Source organism: Micromonospora pattaloongensis (genome assembly GCF_900107255.1).
GTDB classification, from domain to species: Bacteria; Actinomycetota; Actinomycetes; order Mycobacteriales; family Micromonosporaceae; genus Micromonospora_I; species Micromonospora_I pattaloongensis.
On the sequence record NZ_FNPH01000002.1, the window covers coordinates 626,899 to 643,491 of the forward strand.

At 73.7% G+C, this 16,593-nt stretch carries 16 protein-coding genes; 9 read left to right on the plus strand and 7 right to left on the minus strand.

The features are described from left to right. The first annotated feature begins 3 nt into the window (after window positions 1–3). The 9 genes from pcaH to BLW47_RS08795 all read left to right on the plus strand — a co-directional run bounded on the left by pcaH (window position 4) and on the right by BLW47_RS08795 (window position 8,145). A complete protein-coding gene (gene pcaH / locus BLW47_RS25350; RefSeq protein WP_091554108.1) occupies window positions 4–756 on the plus strand; it encodes a protocatechuate 3,4-dioxygenase subunit beta in 753 nt (250 codons plus the stop codon). Next, entirely contained in the window at window positions 753–1,367 is a 615-nt protein-coding gene (gene pcaG / locus BLW47_RS25355; protein ID WP_245736542.1) for a protocatechuate 3,4-dioxygenase subunit alpha, read from the plus strand. The genes pcaH and pcaG overlap by 4 nt, the downstream gene beginning before the upstream one ends. After that, window positions 1,360–2,730 (plus strand): 3-carboxy-cis,cis-muconate cycloisomerase, encoded by a 1,371-nt coding sequence (gene pcaB / locus BLW47_RS08765; protein ID WP_091554111.1) that lies wholly within the window; start codon window positions 1,360–1,362, stop codon window positions 2,728–2,730. The genes pcaG and pcaB overlap by 8 nt, the downstream gene beginning before the upstream one ends. Next, window positions 2,727–3,503, plus strand: coding sequence for a 3-oxoadipate enol-lactonase (pcaD, locus tag BLW47_RS08770; RefSeq protein ID WP_091554115.1), 777 nt, complete (start codon window positions 2,727–2,729; stop codon window positions 3,501–3,503). The genes pcaB and pcaD overlap by 4 nt, the downstream gene beginning before the upstream one ends. Then, window positions 3,500–3,925 (plus strand): 4-carboxymuconolactone decarboxylase, encoded by a 426-nt coding sequence (gene pcaC, locus BLW47_RS08775; RefSeq protein ID WP_091554117.1) that lies wholly within the window; start codon window positions 3,500–3,502, stop codon window positions 3,923–3,925. The genes pcaD and pcaC overlap by 4 nt, the downstream gene beginning before the upstream one ends. A 34-nt stretch (window positions 3,926–3,959) precedes the next feature. Then, window positions 3,960–4,766 carry an IclR family transcriptional regulator domain-containing protein gene (locus BLW47_RS08780; RefSeq protein WP_091554120.1) on the plus strand — a complete coding sequence of 269 codons (807 nt, stop codon included), beginning with the start codon at window positions 3,960–3,962 and terminating at the stop codon, window positions 4,764–4,766. 140 nt (window positions 4,767–4,906) lie between these two features. Further along, window positions 4,907–5,548, plus strand: coding sequence for a DUF998 domain-containing protein (locus tag BLW47_RS08785; RefSeq protein ID WP_091554124.1), 642 nt, complete (start codon window positions 4,907–4,909; stop codon window positions 5,546–5,548). Between the two features lie 186 nt (window positions 5,549–5,734). Continuing rightward, window positions 5,735–7,045: a dicarboxylate/amino acid:cation symporter gene (locus BLW47_RS08790; protein ID WP_091554127.1), complete on the plus strand. Its 1,311-nt coding sequence runs from the start codon at window positions 5,735–5,737 to the stop codon at window positions 7,043–7,045. A gap of 32 nt (window positions 7,046–7,077) precedes the next feature. After that, window positions 7,078–8,145 carry an NADH:flavin oxidoreductase/NADH oxidase gene (locus BLW47_RS08795; protein ID WP_091554131.1) on the plus strand — a complete coding sequence of 356 codons (1,068 nt, stop codon included), beginning with the start codon at window positions 7,078–7,080 and terminating at the stop codon, window positions 8,143–8,145. 46 nt (window positions 8,146–8,191) lie between these two features. Here the strand turns inward: BLW47_RS08795 and BLW47_RS08800 are convergent, their stop codons facing one another. The 7 genes from BLW47_RS08800 to BLW47_RS08830 form a co-directional block, all read right to left on the minus strand. Then, window positions 8,192–9,031 (minus strand): GNAT family N-acetyltransferase, encoded by an 840-nt coding sequence (locus BLW47_RS08800; RefSeq protein WP_091554667.1) that lies wholly within the window; start codon window positions 9,029–9,031, stop codon window positions 8,192–8,194. 132 nt (window positions 9,032–9,163) lie between these two features. Continuing rightward, window positions 9,164–10,336 (minus strand): flavodoxin-dependent (E)-4-hydroxy-3-methylbut-2-enyl-diphosphate synthase, encoded by a 1,173-nt coding sequence (ispG, locus tag BLW47_RS08805; RefSeq protein ID WP_091554134.1) that lies wholly within the window; start codon window positions 10,334–10,336, stop codon window positions 9,164–9,166. An 8-nt stretch (window positions 10,337–10,344) separates the two neighbouring features. Beyond that, window positions 10,345–11,595, minus strand: a complete 1,251-nt coding sequence (locus BLW47_RS08810; protein WP_091554138.1) for a M50 family metallopeptidase — start codon at window positions 11,593–11,595, stop codon at window positions 10,345–10,347. Continuing rightward, window positions 11,595–12,806: a 1-deoxy-D-xylulose-5-phosphate reductoisomerase gene (dxr, locus tag BLW47_RS08815; protein ID WP_091554141.1), complete on the minus strand. Its 1,212-nt coding sequence runs from the start codon at window positions 12,804–12,806 to the stop codon at window positions 11,595–11,597. The genes BLW47_RS08810 and dxr overlap by 1 nt, the downstream gene beginning before the upstream one ends. A gap of 43 nt (window positions 12,807–12,849) precedes the next feature. Continuing rightward, on the minus strand, window positions 12,850–13,515 hold the full coding sequence (locus BLW47_RS08820; protein WP_091554144.1) for a Uma2 family endonuclease: 666 nt from the start codon (window positions 13,513–13,515) through the stop codon (window positions 12,850–12,852). A 77-nt stretch (window positions 13,516–13,592) separates the two neighbouring features. Next, entirely contained in the window at window positions 13,593–14,165 is a 573-nt protein-coding gene (locus tag BLW47_RS08825; RefSeq protein ID WP_091554148.1) for a YcxB family protein, read from the minus strand. 85 nt (window positions 14,166–14,250) lie between these two features. Continuing rightward, the gene (locus tag BLW47_RS08830; protein ID WP_245736543.1) at window positions 14,251–16,500 is read right to left on the minus strand and encodes an MMPL family transporter; all 2,250 of its coding nucleotides are present in this window, start codon (window positions 16,498–16,500) and stop codon (window positions 14,251–14,253) included. Window positions 16,501–16,593 lie beyond the last annotated feature (93 nt).

Below are 16,593 nucleotides of genomic sequence, written 5' to 3' on the forward strand. Positions count from 1 at the left end.
AGCATGACCCAGACTTCCGACGCGCCCACCGGCGACGTCACCGGCGGTGGCCTGGTGCTGCCGCGGTACCGCCGCGACGAGCCCGGCACCCACCCGCCGCTGCTCTCGCCGGGGTACGGCTCCACCGCGCTGCGCGCCCCCCAGCAGCAGCCGCTTCTCCTGCCGCAGACGCTCACCGAGATCACCGGTCCGGTCCTCGGCGAGGGGCGGGTCACCGCCGCGGACGCCGACCTGACGCAGTACTCGGGCGGCACGGCGCAGGGGCAGCGCATCGTCGTGCACGGCCGGGTGCTGGACAGCGACGGCCGGCCGGTGCCGAACACGCTGGTCGAGGTCTGGCAGGCCAACGCCGGCGGGCGCTACCTGCACAAATGGGACCAGCACGACATCCCGCTCGACCCGCACTTCTCCGGCGTGGGGCGGACGATGACGGATTCGCTCGGGCGCTACCGGTTCGTCACCATCAAGCCCGGCGCGTACCCGTGGCGCAACCACTTCAACGCGTGGCGCCCCGCGCACATCCACTTCTCCCTCTTCGGCCGCGCGTTCACGCAACGCCTGGTCACCCAGATGTACTTCCCGGACGATCCGCTGTTCCCGTACGACCCGATCTTCAACTCCATTCCGGACGCCGCCGCCCGGCAGCGGCTGATCGCCCGCTTCGACCTGGAGAACACGGTCGAGGAGTGGGCGCTGGGCTTCGAGTTCGACATCGTGCTGCGCGGTCGCGAGGCCACGCCCATGGAGGAATCGTGACCGAGGAAATCGACATCCTGGCCGGTGACGAAATCCTGGCCGGCGCCGTCGTGCCCCAGCAGCTCGGCGTGACGCCGTCGCAGACGGTCGGGCCGTACCTCGCGGTCGGCCTGCCCTGGCCCGACGGCCCGTTCGTCGTCGCCGAGGGCACGCCGGGGGCGATCTGGCTGCGCGGCCGGGTCACCGACGGCAACGGCGATTCGGTGATCGACGGCCTCGTCGAGACCTGGCAGGCCGACCCGGACGGCCGCTTCGACCACCCGGACGACCCGCGCGGCGCGGTCTCCGGCTTCCGCGGTTTCGGCCGCTGCCCGACCGACGACGCCGGCGAGTACGCGATCCTGACCCGCAAGCCCGGCCCGGTCCCCGGCCCCGACGGCGCCCCGCAGGCGCCGCACGTCGACGTCTCGGTGCTGGCCCGCGGCCTGCTGCACCGCGTGGTCACCCGGATCTACTTCGCCGACGAGGCGGCCGCGAACGCCGCCGACCCGGTGCTGAACGACGTACCCGAGCAGCGGCGGGCGACGCTGATCGCGACGCCGGACGGCGACGGCTACCGGTTCGACATCCGGTTGCGGGGAGACGGCGAAACCGTCTTCTTCGATGTCTGAACCGCCGCCGACCACTGCGACAGCCGGCGGCCTCTTCGACGGCGTACTCGCCGCCGGCCCGGTCCGGGCCGCGGTCGACGACCGGGCGTGGCTGCAGGCGCTGCTGGACGTCGAGGCCGCGCTCGCGCGCGCGCAGGCGGCGGCCGGGATGATCCCGGCCGGGTCCGCGGCGACGATCGCCGACGCGTGCCGCGCGGAACGCTTCGACGTCGCGCGACTGGGCACGGACGCGGCCGCCGGCGGCAACCCGGTGATCCCGCTGGTCCGCGCGCTGCGCGCCGCGGTCGATCCCGATACCGCCCGGCACGTGCACGCCGGGGCCACCAGCCAGGACATCATGGACTCCGCCGCCATGCTGGTCGCCCGCAGGGCGCTCGCCGCCCTGACACCCGACCTGGTCGCGGCGGCCGACGCCGCCGCGCGGCTCGCGGCGGCACACCGCGACACCCCGATGGCCGCCCGTACGCTGCTGCAACAGGCGCTGCCGACCACCTTCGGGCTGGTCGCCGCCGGCTGGCTGACCGCGCTCGACGATGCGGTCGACCGGCTCGACCGGATCCGCGACGAACGGCTCGCCGTGCAGCTCGGCGGCGCGGCCGGCACGCTGGCCGCGCTCGACGGGCACGGCCCGACCGTCGTCGGGCTGCTCGCCGCCGAGCTGGGCCTCGCCGAGCCGACGCTGCCCTGGCACACCGACCGGAGCCGGATCGCGGAGCTGGCCGGCGCGCTCGGCGCCGCCGCGGGGACGCTCGGCAAGATCGCCCGGGACGTCACCCTGCTCGCCCAGACCGAGGTCGGCGAGCTCGTCGAGGGCCGCCCCGGCGGTTCGTCGACGCTGCCGCACAAGCGCAACCCGGTCGCCGCCGTCGCCGCCGTCGCGGCGGCCACCCAGGCGCCCGGCCTGGTCGCCACCCTGCTCGGCGCGATGATCCAGGAACACCAGCGCGCGGCGGGCGCCTGGCACGCCGAATGGCGACCGTTGCGCGCGCTGTTCGAGAGCGTCGGGTCCGCGGCGCACTGGCTGCGCGTCTGCCTCACGCAGGTGCGGGTGGACGCCGACCGGATGCGGTCCAACCTGGACGCCACCGGTGGGGCGCTGCTCGCCGAGCGGGTCAGCGGCGCGCTCGCCGGCACAATCGGCCGGGGCTCGGCCAACGAGCTCGTCGCGGCGGCCGTGGCGCGGGCGGCGGAGCAGGCGGCCCCGCTCGCCGCGCAGCTCGCCGCCGAGCCGCGGATCGCAGCCGCACTGTCGCGGCAGCAGATCGAGTCACTGTTGGAGCCCGCCGGTTATCTCGGCAGCGCGCCCGCGCTGACCGACCGGGCGCTGGCGCGGCACGCGAGCCGAACGGAGGGCGCCCAGTGAGCGTGTCCCTGCACCATGTGGTCGAAGGGCCGGCCGACGCGCCCGTGCTGCTGCTCGGCAACAGCCTCGGCAGCACCCTGGCGATGTGGGAGCCGCAACTGCCGCGGCTGGCCGAACAGTTCCGGGTGGTCCGGTTCGACACCCGTGGGCACGGTCGCTCCCCCGTCCCCACCGGCCCGTACGCCCTCGCGGACCTCGGCGGCGACGTGCTGGCCCTGCTCGACCGCCTCGGGGTCGCGCGGGCGCACTTCTGCGGGCTCTCGCTCGGCGGCATGGTCGGGATGTGGCTGGCCGCGCACGCGCCGGAGCGGGTCGACCGGCTCGTGCTCTGCTGCACCTCCGCCCGGCTCGGCCCGCCCGAGGGCTGGGCCGAGCGCGCCCGCGCCGTCCGCGCGCAGGGCACCGTCGCCGTCGCCGACGCGGTGCTCCAGCGCTGGTTCACCCCCGGCTTCACCTCCCGGAAGCCGGACCGGGTCGCCGCGCTGCGGGCGATGGTCGCCCAGACCCCCGCGGAGGGGTACGCCGGCTGCTGCGAAGCGATCGCGGACATGGACCTGGAGCCGGTCCTGCCCCGGATCGCCGCGCCCACGCTCGTGATCGCCGGCGCCGACGACCCGGCGACCCCGCCGGCGCACGCCGAGACGATCGCCGCCGGGATTCCCGACGCCCGCGTAACGGTGCTGACCGACGCGGCGCATCTAGCCAATGTGGAGCAGTCCGATCGGGTGACCGACCTGATCATCACGCACCTGACCGGGAAGGAACAGTCGTGACGGATCCGACCCACGAGGCGGGGATGGTGGTGCGCCGCGCCGTGCTCGGCGACGCCCACGTCGACCGCGCCGTCGCGCGCACCACCGAGTTCACCGCCGCGTTCCAGGACTTCATCACGCGGTACGCCTGGGGCTCGGTCTGGACGCGCGAGGGAATCGACCGGCGCACCCGCAGCTGCATCACGCTGGCCGTGCTCACCGCGCTGCGCTGCGAGGACGAGCTGGCGATGCACGTACGGGCGGCGCGGCGCAACGGGCTGAGCCCCGAGGAGATCTCGGAGGTGCTGCTGCACACCGCGGTCTACGCCGGCGTGCCCGCCGCGAACACCGCGTTCGCGGTCGCGCAGCGGGTGCTGGCCGAGGAGAGCGGGGCGGACGGGGCCGCCGATCGGGCCACGCCGGACGGCCAGGGCCAGCGGTAGTGTTCCGGAACATAGGGAGACGGGCGGTACGGGGATGACCGAGCAGGGCCGGGAGGGCCATTTCGTCCAGTCCTTGGAGCGCGGCCTGGCGGTGATCCGGGCGTTCGACGCACAGCACCCGGAGCTGACGCTCAGCGAGGTCGCGCGGGTGTGCGACCTGACCCGCGCCGCCGCGCGACGCTTTCTGCTCACCCTGGTCGACCTGGGCTACGTCCGCACCGACGGCCGGATGTTCTCGCTCACCCCGCGGGTGCTGGAGCTCGGCTACGCGTACCTCTCCAGCATCTCGCTGCCGGAGGTGGCCGAGCCGCACCTGGAACGGCTCGTCGCCCAGGTGCACGAGTCCTCGTCGGTCTGCGTGCTCGACGGCAACGACGCGGTCTACGTGTGCCGCGTGCCGACCTCCCGGATCATGACGGTCTCCATCAACGTCGGCACCCGCTTCCCCGCGTACGCGACGTCCGTCGGGCGGGTGCTGCTGGCGTACCTGCCCGACGACGAGCTGGAGGCGCGGCTGACCCGGATGGAGTTGCCGCCGCTGACCAGCCGCACCCTGACCACGGTCAAGGCGCTGCGGGCGGAGCTGATCCGGATCCGTGCCCAGGGCTACGCCATCGTCGACCAGGAGCTCGAGGAGGGGCTGCGCTCGGTGGCCGCGCCGATCCGTGACCGCAGCGGCAGCGTTGTCGCCGCGGTGAACATGTCGGTGCACGCCAGCCGCAACTCGATCGAGTCGATCCGCCGCGACATCCTGCCCCACCTGCTCGCCACCGCAGCGAAGATCGACGCCGATCTGCGGATCACCGCCCCGGCCCGCGCCACCCGGCTCATCGGCGCCTGACCGGCGCTCGCGCGGCGCACCGGCGGGGCGCGGTGGGGATAGGTTTGGCGGCATGGCGCAGGCGCAGTTCACCAGGGAAACCGCGACCAGCGGCGCGTTCGTCCGCCAGCCCCACCGCGTCACCGGGTGGACCACGCCGCATGGACGTGGCTGACCGGGCGCGCCGGATCGGCGCGGCCTGCGGCGGCGCGGCCATCGTCGCGGGTACCGCCGCGGTGATCGTGGCGCTGGCGGCCGGGCCGGCGCCCGGGCTCGCCGGGTACGTCAGCGAGGCGGGCGTCGCGGGGCATCCACAGGCGTCGACGTACCGGCTCGGGATCGGGTCGCTGGTCGCCGGACTGCTGCTGCTCGCCGCGGCCGTGCCGACATCGCGGGCGGTCGCCGCGCTGCTGGCCGCGGCGGCCGCGGGCATCGCCGTCTCCGGCGCCGTCCCCTGCACGGCGGGGTGTCCGCTGCCGCCGGCGTCCCGCTCGACCCCGGCCGACCTGGCGCACGCCGCGGTGAGCATCGCCGCCGTCGCCGCGCTGGTGCTCGCCCCGGTGCTCGCGGCGCACGCCCCCGCGGCGGCGCCCGGTTGGCGCCGCTGGTCGGCGCGGACCGCGCTCGTCGCGCTGCCGCTGTCGGCGGCGTACCCGCCGGCCTTCCTGCTCGTCGGGCGGGGCCTCCTGCTCGGGCTGCTGGAGCGGCTGCTGTTGCTCGTCGTCGCGTGGTGGCTGCTGGCCACCGCGGCGATCGCGGCGCGCCGCCCCGGCGGGACGGAACATTCCCGATCTTCCTTGTAAGGACCGTCACGGGTCAGCCACTTTCGATCCCCGCCCGGTGAGGCGTACCGTCAAGCCGCTATGACCAACGTCTGGTTCCTGACCGTGCGCCTGTACGTCGATCTCCGACTGCAGGCCAGCGCCGGCTGTCGCGCGTAACCCGCTCCCGCGTACGCCCGACCCCCACCCAGACGCCCTGGAGTCGTCATGCCCGCCGTTCTTCGCAAAATCCCCTTCTCCGTGCAGATCCTGCTCGGTCTCTTGCTCGGCGCCGTCCTCGGCTACGTCGCCCGCGCCGGCGACGTCGCCTGGCTCGGCACCACGCTGAACACCGTCGGCAGCCTCTTCGTGCAGCTGCTCAAGCTCGCGGTGCCCCCGCTGGTGTTCACCGCGATCGTGGTGAGCATCGTCAGCCTGCGCGGCGTCGCCAACGCGGCCCGCCTCGCGCTCAAGACCCTGATGTGGTTCGCCATCACCGCGTTGATCGCGGTCGGCGTCGGTATCGGCCTGGGGGTGCTCACCGACCCCGGCCGTGGCGTCACGCTCGACATCGCCGGCGCGCAGCCGCCGAAGAAGACCGGGTCGTGGACCGACTTCCTCACCGGGATCATCCCCACCAACCCGATCGGCGCGTTCGTCGAGAACAACGTCCTGCAGATCGTCTTCCTCGCCGTCGTCGCCGGCGCCGCCGCGCTGGTCGTCGGCGCGGCCGCCGAGCCGTTCGTCACGCTCAGCAAGTCCGTGCTGGAGATCGTGCAGAAGGCGCTGTGGTGGGTCATCCGGCTCGCCCCGCTCGGCACGCTCGGCCTGATCGGCCACGCGGTTGAGGCGTACGGCTGGGACCTGCTCGCCCCGCTCGCGACCTTCACCACCGCCGTCTACCTGGGCTGCGCGATCGTGCTCTTCGTGGTCTACCCGCTGGTGCTGGTCGCCGCCGGCCGGCTCAACCCGCTGCGCTTCTTCGCCGGCGCGTGGCCCGCGATCGAGCTGGCGTTCGTCTCGCGCTCGTCGGTCGGGACCATGCCGGTCACCCAGCGCGTCGTGGAACGGCTCGGCGTCCCCCGCGAGTACGCCTCGTTCGCCGTGCCGTTCGGCGCCACCACCAAGATGGACGGCTGCGCGGCGGTCTACCCCGCGCTCGCCGCGATCTTCGTCGCGCAGGTCTTCAATGTGCCGCTGCGGCCGCTGGACTACGTGCTGATCGCGTTCGTGTCGGTGGTCGGCTCCGCGGCCACCGCCGGCCTCACCGGGGCGATCGTGATGCTGACCCTGACGCTGAGCACGCTCGGGCTGCCGCTGGCCGGCGCCGGCCTGCTGCTGGCGATCGACCCGATCCTCGACATGATCCGCACCGCGACCAACGTGGCGGGCCAGGCCCTGGTGCCGACCGTGGTGGCCGCCCGCGAGGGCATCCTCGACCGCGCCGCGTACGACGCGGCGGGCCGGCGTGGCCTCGACGAGCCGGAGTCGGGGGCGGCGGCGACGCCGAGCCGGGAGCCCGTCGCAGCGACCGCCTGATCCGTCCCGCTCATCCGTCAAGGAGTAGCCGAATGAGTCAGCTCTTCACACCCCTGCGTCTGCGGGGGGTCACCCTGCCCAACCGGGTCGCGGTCTCGCCGATGTGCGAGTACTCCGCGGGCCCGGACGGGCTGCCGCACAACTGGCACCTGGTGCACCTCGGGTCGCGCGCGGTCGGCGGCGCCGGCCTGGTGCTCACCGAGGCGACCGCGGTGCTGCCCGAGGGGCGGATCACCCCGCAGGACGTCGGGATCTGGTCGGATGCGCACGTCGAGGCGTGGCGGCCGATCACCGCGTTCCTCACCGAGCAGGGCGCGGTGCCGGGGGTGCAGCTCGCGCACGCCGGCTTCAAGGCCTCGACCGCGCGGCCGTGGGCGCAGCGGCAGGGCGGGGTGCCGGACGCCGAGGGCGGCTGGACGCCCGTCGGTCCCGGCGCCGAGCCGTTCATCCCCTCCTACCGGACCCCGACCGCGCTCGACGAGGCCGGCATCGCGGCGGTTGTCGAGGCGTTCGCGGTCGCGGCCCGGCGGGCGTTGGACGCCGGCTTCGCGGTCGTCGAGATCCACGCCGCCCACGGCTACCTGCTGCACGAGTTCCTCTCCCCGCTGACCAACCACCGCACCGACGGATACGGCGGGGACCTCGACGGGCGGATGCGGCTGACCCTGGAGGTGGCGCGGGCGGTCCGCGCGGCCGTCGGCGAGGACGTGCCGGTCCTGGCGCGGATCTCCGCGACCGACTGGGTCGAGGGCGGCTGGACCGTCGAGGACAGCGTGGCGCTCGCCCGGGAGCTGGCGGGCGCCGGCGTGGACCTGATCGACTGCTCGTCGGGCGGGGCGGCGCCGCGGGCGACCATCCCGGTGGGACCGGGCTACCAGGTGCCGCTCGCCGCCCGGGTACGCCGGGACGCGGGGGTGCCGACCGGCGCGGTCGGCCTGATCACCGAGCCGGAGCAGGCCGAGGAGATCGTGACCAGCGGGCAGGCGGACCTGGTGCTGCTCGGCCGGGAACTGCTGCGCGACCCGTACTGGCCGCGGCGCGCGGCGGCGAAGCTCGGCGCCGAGCCGGGCTGGCCGTCCCAGTACCTCCGCGCCTGGTGACATGACACGCGACAGGCCCCTCCCGCCGTGGGAGGGGCCTGTCGCGTCAGAACAGCACGGTGGCGAAGGCGCCGACCTCGCGGAAACCGCACCGGCGGTAGAGCCGGCGGGCCGCCACGTTGTAGTGGTTGACGTAGAGGGAGAGGGTCGGGGCGACCCGGCCCAGCGCGTCCGCCATGACCGCCGCCATCGCGCCGGCGGCCAGCCCCCGCCCCCGCCAGGCGGGCGCGACCCAGACGCCCTGGATCTGCGCGGTGTGCCGGGTGACAATCGCCAGCTCCGCCTTGAAGAGCACCTCGCCGTCGACGATCAGCGCGTACGCCCGCCGCGCCCGGACCAGATCGGTGACGCGGCGGCGATAGCTGCGCCCGCCGTCGCCGGCCAGCGGCGACGCCCCGACCTCCTCGGTGTACATCGCCACCGACGCCGGGAAGAGCAGGTCGACCTCGGTCATGCCGACGAGCCGGACCCGGGGGTCGGGCGGCACCTCCGGCGGGGCGTCCGCGACGAGCAGCGGCTGGTCCTCCCGGATGTCCCGGGCCGGCCCCCACCGTGGCGACAGCAGCTCCCAGAGCCCGAGCACGGCGTCGGCGCGCCCCACGATCGACGAGCAGATCCGCTCCTCCGCGCCGAGCCGCTCGGCGAACGCCTCGACGGCGGGCCGGGAGGCGCAGACCGGGGTGAGGTGCCCACCTGACCAGCAGATCGACTCGATCCGGCGGCGGGCGCCGTAGCCGAAGATGCGGCCCTCGGCGCGCCACCAGGACAGGCCGTGCGCCGCGACCCGCTCGGCCACCTGCGCGGCCGCGTAGGGATCCTGGTCGAGCAGTCGCTCGACCGCTCCACGCTCGCCCTCACCGAGCTGCCGTACCGGCGCCATCAGCACGCCCATCAGCCTGCCAGATCCCGCCCCCGCGGGTAGCACCGCCGTCGTTACCCACCCGGTCGAGGGGCGCACCTCAGCCCGAAATGCCGGCCGGCTCCCCACCCCACCGTGTTGAGCAGAGCCGCGACCTCGTCAGTGAACCGTGACCGTGGGGCCGGTGATCAGCTCGCGCAGCTCCTCCGGGAGCTCGGCGCCCATCTGGTCGGCGAGGCGCAGCGCCTCCTCCACCAGCGTCTCGACGATCTGCGACTCCGGCACCGTCTTGATGACCTCGCCCTTGACGAAGATCTGCCCCTTGCCGTTGCCGGAGGCCACCCCGAGGTCCGCCTCGCGCGCCTCCCCCGGACCGTTCACCACGCAGCCCATCACCGCGACCCGCAGCGGCACCGGCAGGCCCTCCAGCGCGGCCGTCACCTGCTCGGCGAGGGTGTAGACGTCCACCTGGGCGCGCCCGCAGGACGGGCAGGACACGATCTCCAGGCCGCGCTCGCGCAGGCCCAGCGACTCCAGGATGGCGTTACCGACCTTGATCTCCTCCACCGGCGGCGCCGAGAGCGAGACGCGGATCGTGTCGCCGATCCCCTCGGCGAGCAGCGCGCCGAACGCCACCGCCGACTTGATCGTGCCCTGGAAGGCCGGGCCGGCCTCGGTGACGCCGAGGTGCAGCGGGTAGTCGCACCGCTCCGCGAGCTGCCGGTACGCGCGGATCATCACCACCGGGTCGTTGTGCTTCACCGAGATCTTGATGTCCCGGAAGCCGTGCTCCTCGAAGAGCGAGCACTCCCACAGCGCCGACTCGACCAGCGCCTCCGCCGTCGCCTTGCCGTACTTGGCGAGCAGCCGCTTGTCCAGCGACCCGGCGTTGACGCCGATCCGGATCGGCACGCCCGCGTCGGAGGCCGCCTTGGCGATCTCCTTCACCTTGTCGTCGAACTGCCGGATGTTGCCCGGGTTGACCCGGACCGCCGCGCAGCCCGCGTCGATCGCGGCGAACACGTACTTCGGCTGGAAGTGAATGTCGGCGATCACCGGGATCTGCGACTTCTTCGCGATCGCCGGCAGCGCCAACACGTCGTCCTGGGACGGCACCGCCACCCGGACGATCTGGCAACCGGCCGCGGTGAGCTCCGCGATCTGCTGCAGGGTCGCGTTGATGTCGGCGGTCAGCGTGGTGGTCATGGACTGCACCGACACCGGGGCGCCGCCACCGACCGGCACCGAGCCGACCATGATCTGCCGGCTCTTGCGGCGGGGCGCCAACTGCGGCGCGGGCGCGGCGGGCATACCGAGACTGACAGCGGTCACTTGGGCACTCACCTTGAGAAGAGCGTGATGGGGTTGACGACGTCCGCGGTGACGGTCAGCAGCGTGAAGACGCCGCCGATCAGGATCACCGCGTACGTGAGGGGCATCAGTTTGAAGTAGTCGACGCGGCCGGGGTCGGGCTTGCCGAGCCGGGCGAAGACCCACGACCGGGCCCGCTCGAACCAGGCGATCGCGATGTGGCCGCCGTCGAGGGGCAGCAGGGGCAGCAGGTTGAAGACCCCGACGAAGAAGTTCAGCGAGATGAAGAGGAAGACGAGGATCTGCCAGACCCCGTTCTCCAGCGCCTCACCGCCGAGGCGGCTCGCGCCGACCACGCTGATCGGGGTGTCGACGTCGCGCTCCGCCCCGGTGATCGCCGCCCAGAGCGCCGGCACCTTCTCCGGGATCCGCTTCATCGCGTGGTACGTGCCCACCGCCATGTCGCCGGTGTAGCGCGCCGTCGCGCCGATCGCGTCGACCGGGCCGTACGTCACCGTCGCCGGCTTCTGGATGGTCAGCTCGACGCCGAGCGCGGACACCGTGCTCTTCGGGCCGTTGGGATCGCCCACCGGCGCCCGCTGCACCGCGGCCAACTCGACGTCGACGCGCCCGGGCGTGCCGTCGCGGACGTAGTCGATCTTCGCCTTGCCGGGCGGCGTGTTGCGCACCGTCTGGGTCATCTCGCCCCAGGTCGCGACCGGCGTGCCGTTGACCGCGGTGATCCGGTCGCCGTCGCGGAGGTTGGCGGCCCTGGCCGGGCTGGCCGGGTCGCCGGGCTGGCAGCCGGCCCGGGTGGGCTGCTGCGCGTAGACGCAGTCGGTCACCGCGATCACCGCGGGCTCCTGCCGAATCTCGGCCTCGGTCGTGGGCAGGTCGGGGTTGGGCAGTCCGACGAACATGGCCGCGAACCACGCGGCGATCAGCGCGAGCGCGAAGTGGGTGATGGAACCGGAGGCCATCACGATGGTCCGCTTCCAGACCGGGAAGCGCCACATCGCGCGCGGCTCGTCGGCCGGATCGACATCGTCGTCCTGCGGCGTCATTCCGACGATCTTGCAGAACCCGCCGAGCGGGATCGCCTTGAGGCCGTACTCGGTCTCGCCCCGCCTGAACGACCAGACCGTGGGGCCGAAACCGACGAAGTAACGGGTGACCTTCATCCCGAAGCGCTTGGCCGTGAGCATGTGACCGGCCTCGTGCAGGCTTACCGAGATCAGGATCCCCAGGGCGATGATCGCCGTCCCGAGCACGTACAGCATCAAGCTCCCCTCGCCGCCGTCTGAATGAGTTCCTGGGCACGTGCGCGCGCCCAGGATTCGGCGGCGAGCACGTCTTCGACGGTACCCGGTTCGTCGAAGTCCGGCGCCACCTGCAACACCCGTTCCAGGGTCTCCACGATGCCGAGGAACGGCAGTCGCCCGGCCATGAACGCCGCCACGCACTCCTCGTTGGCCGCGTTGTAGATCGCCGGCCGGCAGCGCCCCGCGGCGCCGGCCTGCTTCGCCAGCCGCACGGCGGGGAAGACCTCGTCGTCGAGCGGCTGGAACTCCCAGGTGTGCGCCGTGGTCCAGTCGACCGCGGGCGCGGCGTCGGCCACCCGGTCGGGCCAGCCCAGCGCGAGCGCGATCGGCAGCCGCATGTCCGGCGGGCTGGCCTGGGCGATGGTCGACCCGTCGACGAACTCGACCATCGAATGGATCACCGACTGCGGGTGGACGACGACCTGGATGTCGTCGTAGGCGATGTCGAACAGCTCATGCGCCTCGATCACCTCCAGCGCCTTGTTCACCAGGGTCGCCGAGTTGATCGTGACGACGGGCCCCATGTTCCAGGTCGGATGCGCCAGCGCCTGCTCCGGCGTGACCCCGGTCAGCTCCTCCCGCCGCCGCCCCCGGAACGGGCCGCCGCTGGCGGTCACGACCAGGCGCCGCACCTCCGCGGGGGCGCCGGAGCGCAGGCACTGGGCCAGCGCGCTGTGCTCCGAGTCGACCGGCACGATCTGCCCCGGCCGCGTCACCGCGGCGCGCACGACGGGCCCGCCGGCGATCAGGGACTCCTTGTTGGCGAGCGCGAGCGTACGCCCGGCGCGCAGCGCCGCCAGGGTCGGCGCGAGCCCCAGCGAGCCGACGACCCCGTTGAGCACGACGTCGCAGGGCCACTCGGCCAGCTCGGCCATGGCGTTCGGGCCGGCGAGGATCTTCGGGATCCGGAAGTCGCCGGTGGCGTACCCCCGCTTGGCGGCCTCGGCGTAGAACGCCAGCTGCAGATCCTGGGCGGCGGACGCCTTCGCGACCCCGACCACCTCGACGCCGAGCTCGAGCGCCTGGGCGGCGAGAAGCCCGACGTTGCCGCCGCCGGCGCCGAGCCCGACGACGCGGAAACGCTCCGGGTTGCGCCGGACGATGTCGATCGCCTGCGTGCCGATCGAGCCGGTGGAGCCGAGCAGAACGATCTCGCGGGGTGGGGTCACGCCCTCATTCTCCCTGAAGCCGTTCGACCGCCTTCTGCGAGCCTCACGCCCGCCCCGGCTCCGACCCCGGTGCCCCGTCGCGCGCGCCGTCTCCGGCCGCCTCGTCGTCGAGCAGCTCGGCCGGGTCGATGGAGAACTTGAACGGCTCGGTCATCACGAACGTGCTGCCGGCGGCGGCGGCGGAGATCGGCCGGTAGCCGCCCTCGACGAGCTCGTAGAGCGCGAGCGCCGGCACCCGGTTGCGCAGGTCGACGCGGAGGAAGAACGGCACCCCGGCGGCGGCGTACTCGCGCGGCCGGTCGATCACATCCTTGCGCCGGTTCCCCGGCGAGACGATCTCGCCGAGCAGGACGGCGTCGGAGATCGGGACCGCGGGCTTCCCCCCGCCGGAGACCCGCAGGACCGCGAGGTCGGGAATGAAAAGGTCGTCACCCGAGATCACGTTGATCTCGGGATACGCCCAGAATCCGGCCCGGCGGGCGGCACGGTGCAGCAGGTACGGCAGCTCGCGCTCGACCGACTGGTGGTCGATCCCGGCGTGTGGGGTCACGATGACGCTCCCGCTGAAGACCTCGACCTTGGGGCCGTTGGTTTCGGGCAACAGGTCAAGCGCGAGCTTCGCGGTCCACGGCGCGTCGACGACGCCGAGCACGTCGAACGACGGCTCCCGCGGCACCTCGGCCCCGGACCGGGACGCCGGCTGCGCCATCGACGCTCACCCCTTCCGCGGGACATTCTGCTGCGGCCAGCCTAACCGCGCTGCCCCGTCCGACGGGATCGGCCGGGTCAGGGCACGGGGCGGCGGATCCGCTCGTCCCGCTTGGCGGCCTTCATCTCCGCCCGGGGCGACGGCGGGGGGACGCGGTCCGGATCGTCGGGCCGGACCGGGTCCATCAGTCCCCGGTCGCGCAGCACGCCCACCAGTTTGTGCTCGTCCTCGCCGGAGAGCGGCGCGGTCGGCAGCGCGACGAACTGGACCTTGGTGAGCCGGCAGACGAGCTGCCCCGGCAGCGGGTCCACGCGGGCGAACGCGTCCCACTTGATGGTGGAGTCGGCGAGCGGGGTGGACCATCGGACGCTCTCGGCGGTGATCTCGTACGTGGTCGGCAGGCCGCAGAAGCGCCAGCTCGTCCCGACCGCCCGGCGTACCAGGACCACCGGCAGCACGAGCAGGTAGCCGAGGCCGACCACCGCGGGCAGCACGGCGGCGGCCCGGAACCCGAGCAGCGCCGTCACCACGGCGAGCCCGAGGGCCAGCACGCCCGTCGCCCGCAGCGTCCGCAGCGAGCGACGCATGGTGTGCCGCACGGCCCCGGTCAGCAGTTTCTTGTCGGGCGCCGCCTCGAACCGGATGAGCACCGGACCTCCTCCCGCGCCCGGCGATCATAAAACCAATCCCCGATTCCCACCGCCCCACGGAACCCCGCGGGCATGATCCGCGTGATCAGGGGGCGCTGGCGCCGACACGCCGACGACCCGCGGGAGTAACTCCCTGATCATCGGGGTCGAGGGGTTCGCGGAGGTTGATGCGGTGGTAGAGGCGGGTTAGAGGGGCGGGGGCCCACCAGTTCCAGCGGCCGAGCAGCCGCATCGTCGCCGGGACCAGCAGGGCCCGGACCAGCGTGGCGTCCACCACGATCGCCACGATCATGCCGACGCCGATCAGCTTGACGAACTGGATGCCACCGGTGGCGAACCCGGCCACCACGATGACCAGCAGCAACGCGGCCGCCGTGATGATCCGGCCGGTGTGCTGCAGCCCGGAGGCCACGGACGCGGTGTTGTCGCCGGTCCGGTCCCACTCCTCACGGACCCGGGACAGCAGGAAGACCTCGTAGTCGGTGGCGAGCCCGAAGAGCACCGCGAGCATCAGGATCGGGTTGCTCGGCTCGATGAACCCGGTCGAGGTGAAGTCGAGCAGGTCGGCGAGGTGCCCGTCCTGGAAGATCCAGACGACCACACCGAAGGACGCACCGATCGAGACCAGGTTCATCAGCACGGCCTTGATCGGCAGCACCACCGACCCGAACGCGAGGAAGAGCAGGACCAGGGTCGCCGACGCCATGATCAGCGCCATCCAGGGCAGCCGGGAGCCGAGGCTCTGCACCAGGTCGACGTTGGCGGCGGTGCGTCCGCCCACCAGCACCTGCGCGCCGGGCGGCGGGCTCAGCCCGCGGATCGCCCGCACCGCCTCCTGCGCGGTCTCGCCGGTCGGCTCGCCGCGGTACGCGACCGACAGCAGCGTCGCCGTCCCGCGGTTCGCCGCCACCTGCACCCCGGTGACGCCCGGCACCGCGCCGATGCGGTCGGCGAACTGCCGCGCCTGCTCCGCCGGGGCGCCGGAGACGAGCACGTCGATCGGGCCGACCGTGCCGCCCGGGAAGTCCGCGTTGATCCGGTCGGCCACCGCGCGCGCCTCGGAGCTCGCCGGCAGCACCCGCTCGTCGAAGCCACCGAACGTCATCCGCAGCGACGGCGCGGCGAGCAGCGCGAGCAGCGCGATCACGGCGCCGGCGTACAGAACGGGGCGGCGCATCACGCTGCGCGCCAGCCGCGCCCAGCCGCCATCGCGCGCCGGGCGCGCCGAGCCGCCATCGCGCGCCGGGCGCGCCGAGCCGCCATCGCGCGCCGGGCGCGCCGAGCCGCCATCGCGCGCCGGGCCGGCCGGCGACCGCCCGGCCGTCCTCCGCCGCCACGGCACGGGTACGCGCAACGCGTCGACCCGGTGCCCGAGCACCGCCAGCACGGCCGGCAGCACCGTCAGCGAGGCGAGCATGGCGACCAGCACGGCCGCGACCCCGCCGAGCGCCATCGAGCGCAGGAACGGCTGCGGGAAGATCAGCAGGCTGGCCAGCGCGAGCGCGACGGTCAGCCCGGAGACCAGCACGGTCCGGCCGGCCGTGGCCATGGTGCGCCGGATCGCGGCCGGGGTGTCGTGTCCGGCGGCCAGCTCCTCGCGGAACCGGCTGACCACGAAGAGCGCGTAGTCGATCGCCATGCCGAGCCCGATCAACGTGATGATGTTGATCGCGAAGACCGACACGTCGGTCACCATGCTCAGCAGCCGCACCGCGATGAACGCGCCCAGGATCGCCAGACCGCCGATGAGCAGGGGCGTGGACGCGGCGACCAGGCCACCGAAGATCACCACTAGCAGCACCAGCAGCACCGGCATGGAGAGCGTCTCGGCCCGGGTGATGTCCTCGACGGACTGCCGGTTGGCCTCGTCGAGGAAGGCGACGGTCCCGCCGGCCCGGGTGGTCAGGCCGGGCGCGTCGAGCGCCGGGCGCAGCGCCGCGTACGCCGACATCTTGCCGTCCTCGTCGGCGGCGCGCAGCTGCACCAGCGCGTACGTCGCCCGCCGGTCGGTGGCCAGCAGCGCCGGCGACCGGGTGTCGTACCAGCTCGTCACGCTGGCGACCTCCGGCCGCTCGCGCAGCCGCTGCAGCGTGGCGGTCACCGGGTCGCGGAACGCCGGGTCCGTCACGGCGGCGCTGTCGCTGGAGTAGAGAACCAGCAGGTCGACGTCCTGGTTGCCGAGCTCGGCGGTGATCCGCTCCCGCGCCCGGCTCGACTCGCTCGCCGGATCGTCGAACCCGCCGCCGGTGAGCGCGCCGAAGACCCCCGCGCCCCAGGTCGCGCCGACGGCGATCAGCACCATCGCCGCGGCCAGGACGACCCAGCGCAGCCGCACGACAGCGCTCCCCCACCACGCGAACATTCCCGCCCCCCCGTCCGACGCCCGTCACCCGTACGGTACGGGCCGCCCCGCCGCTAGTCTGAGCTG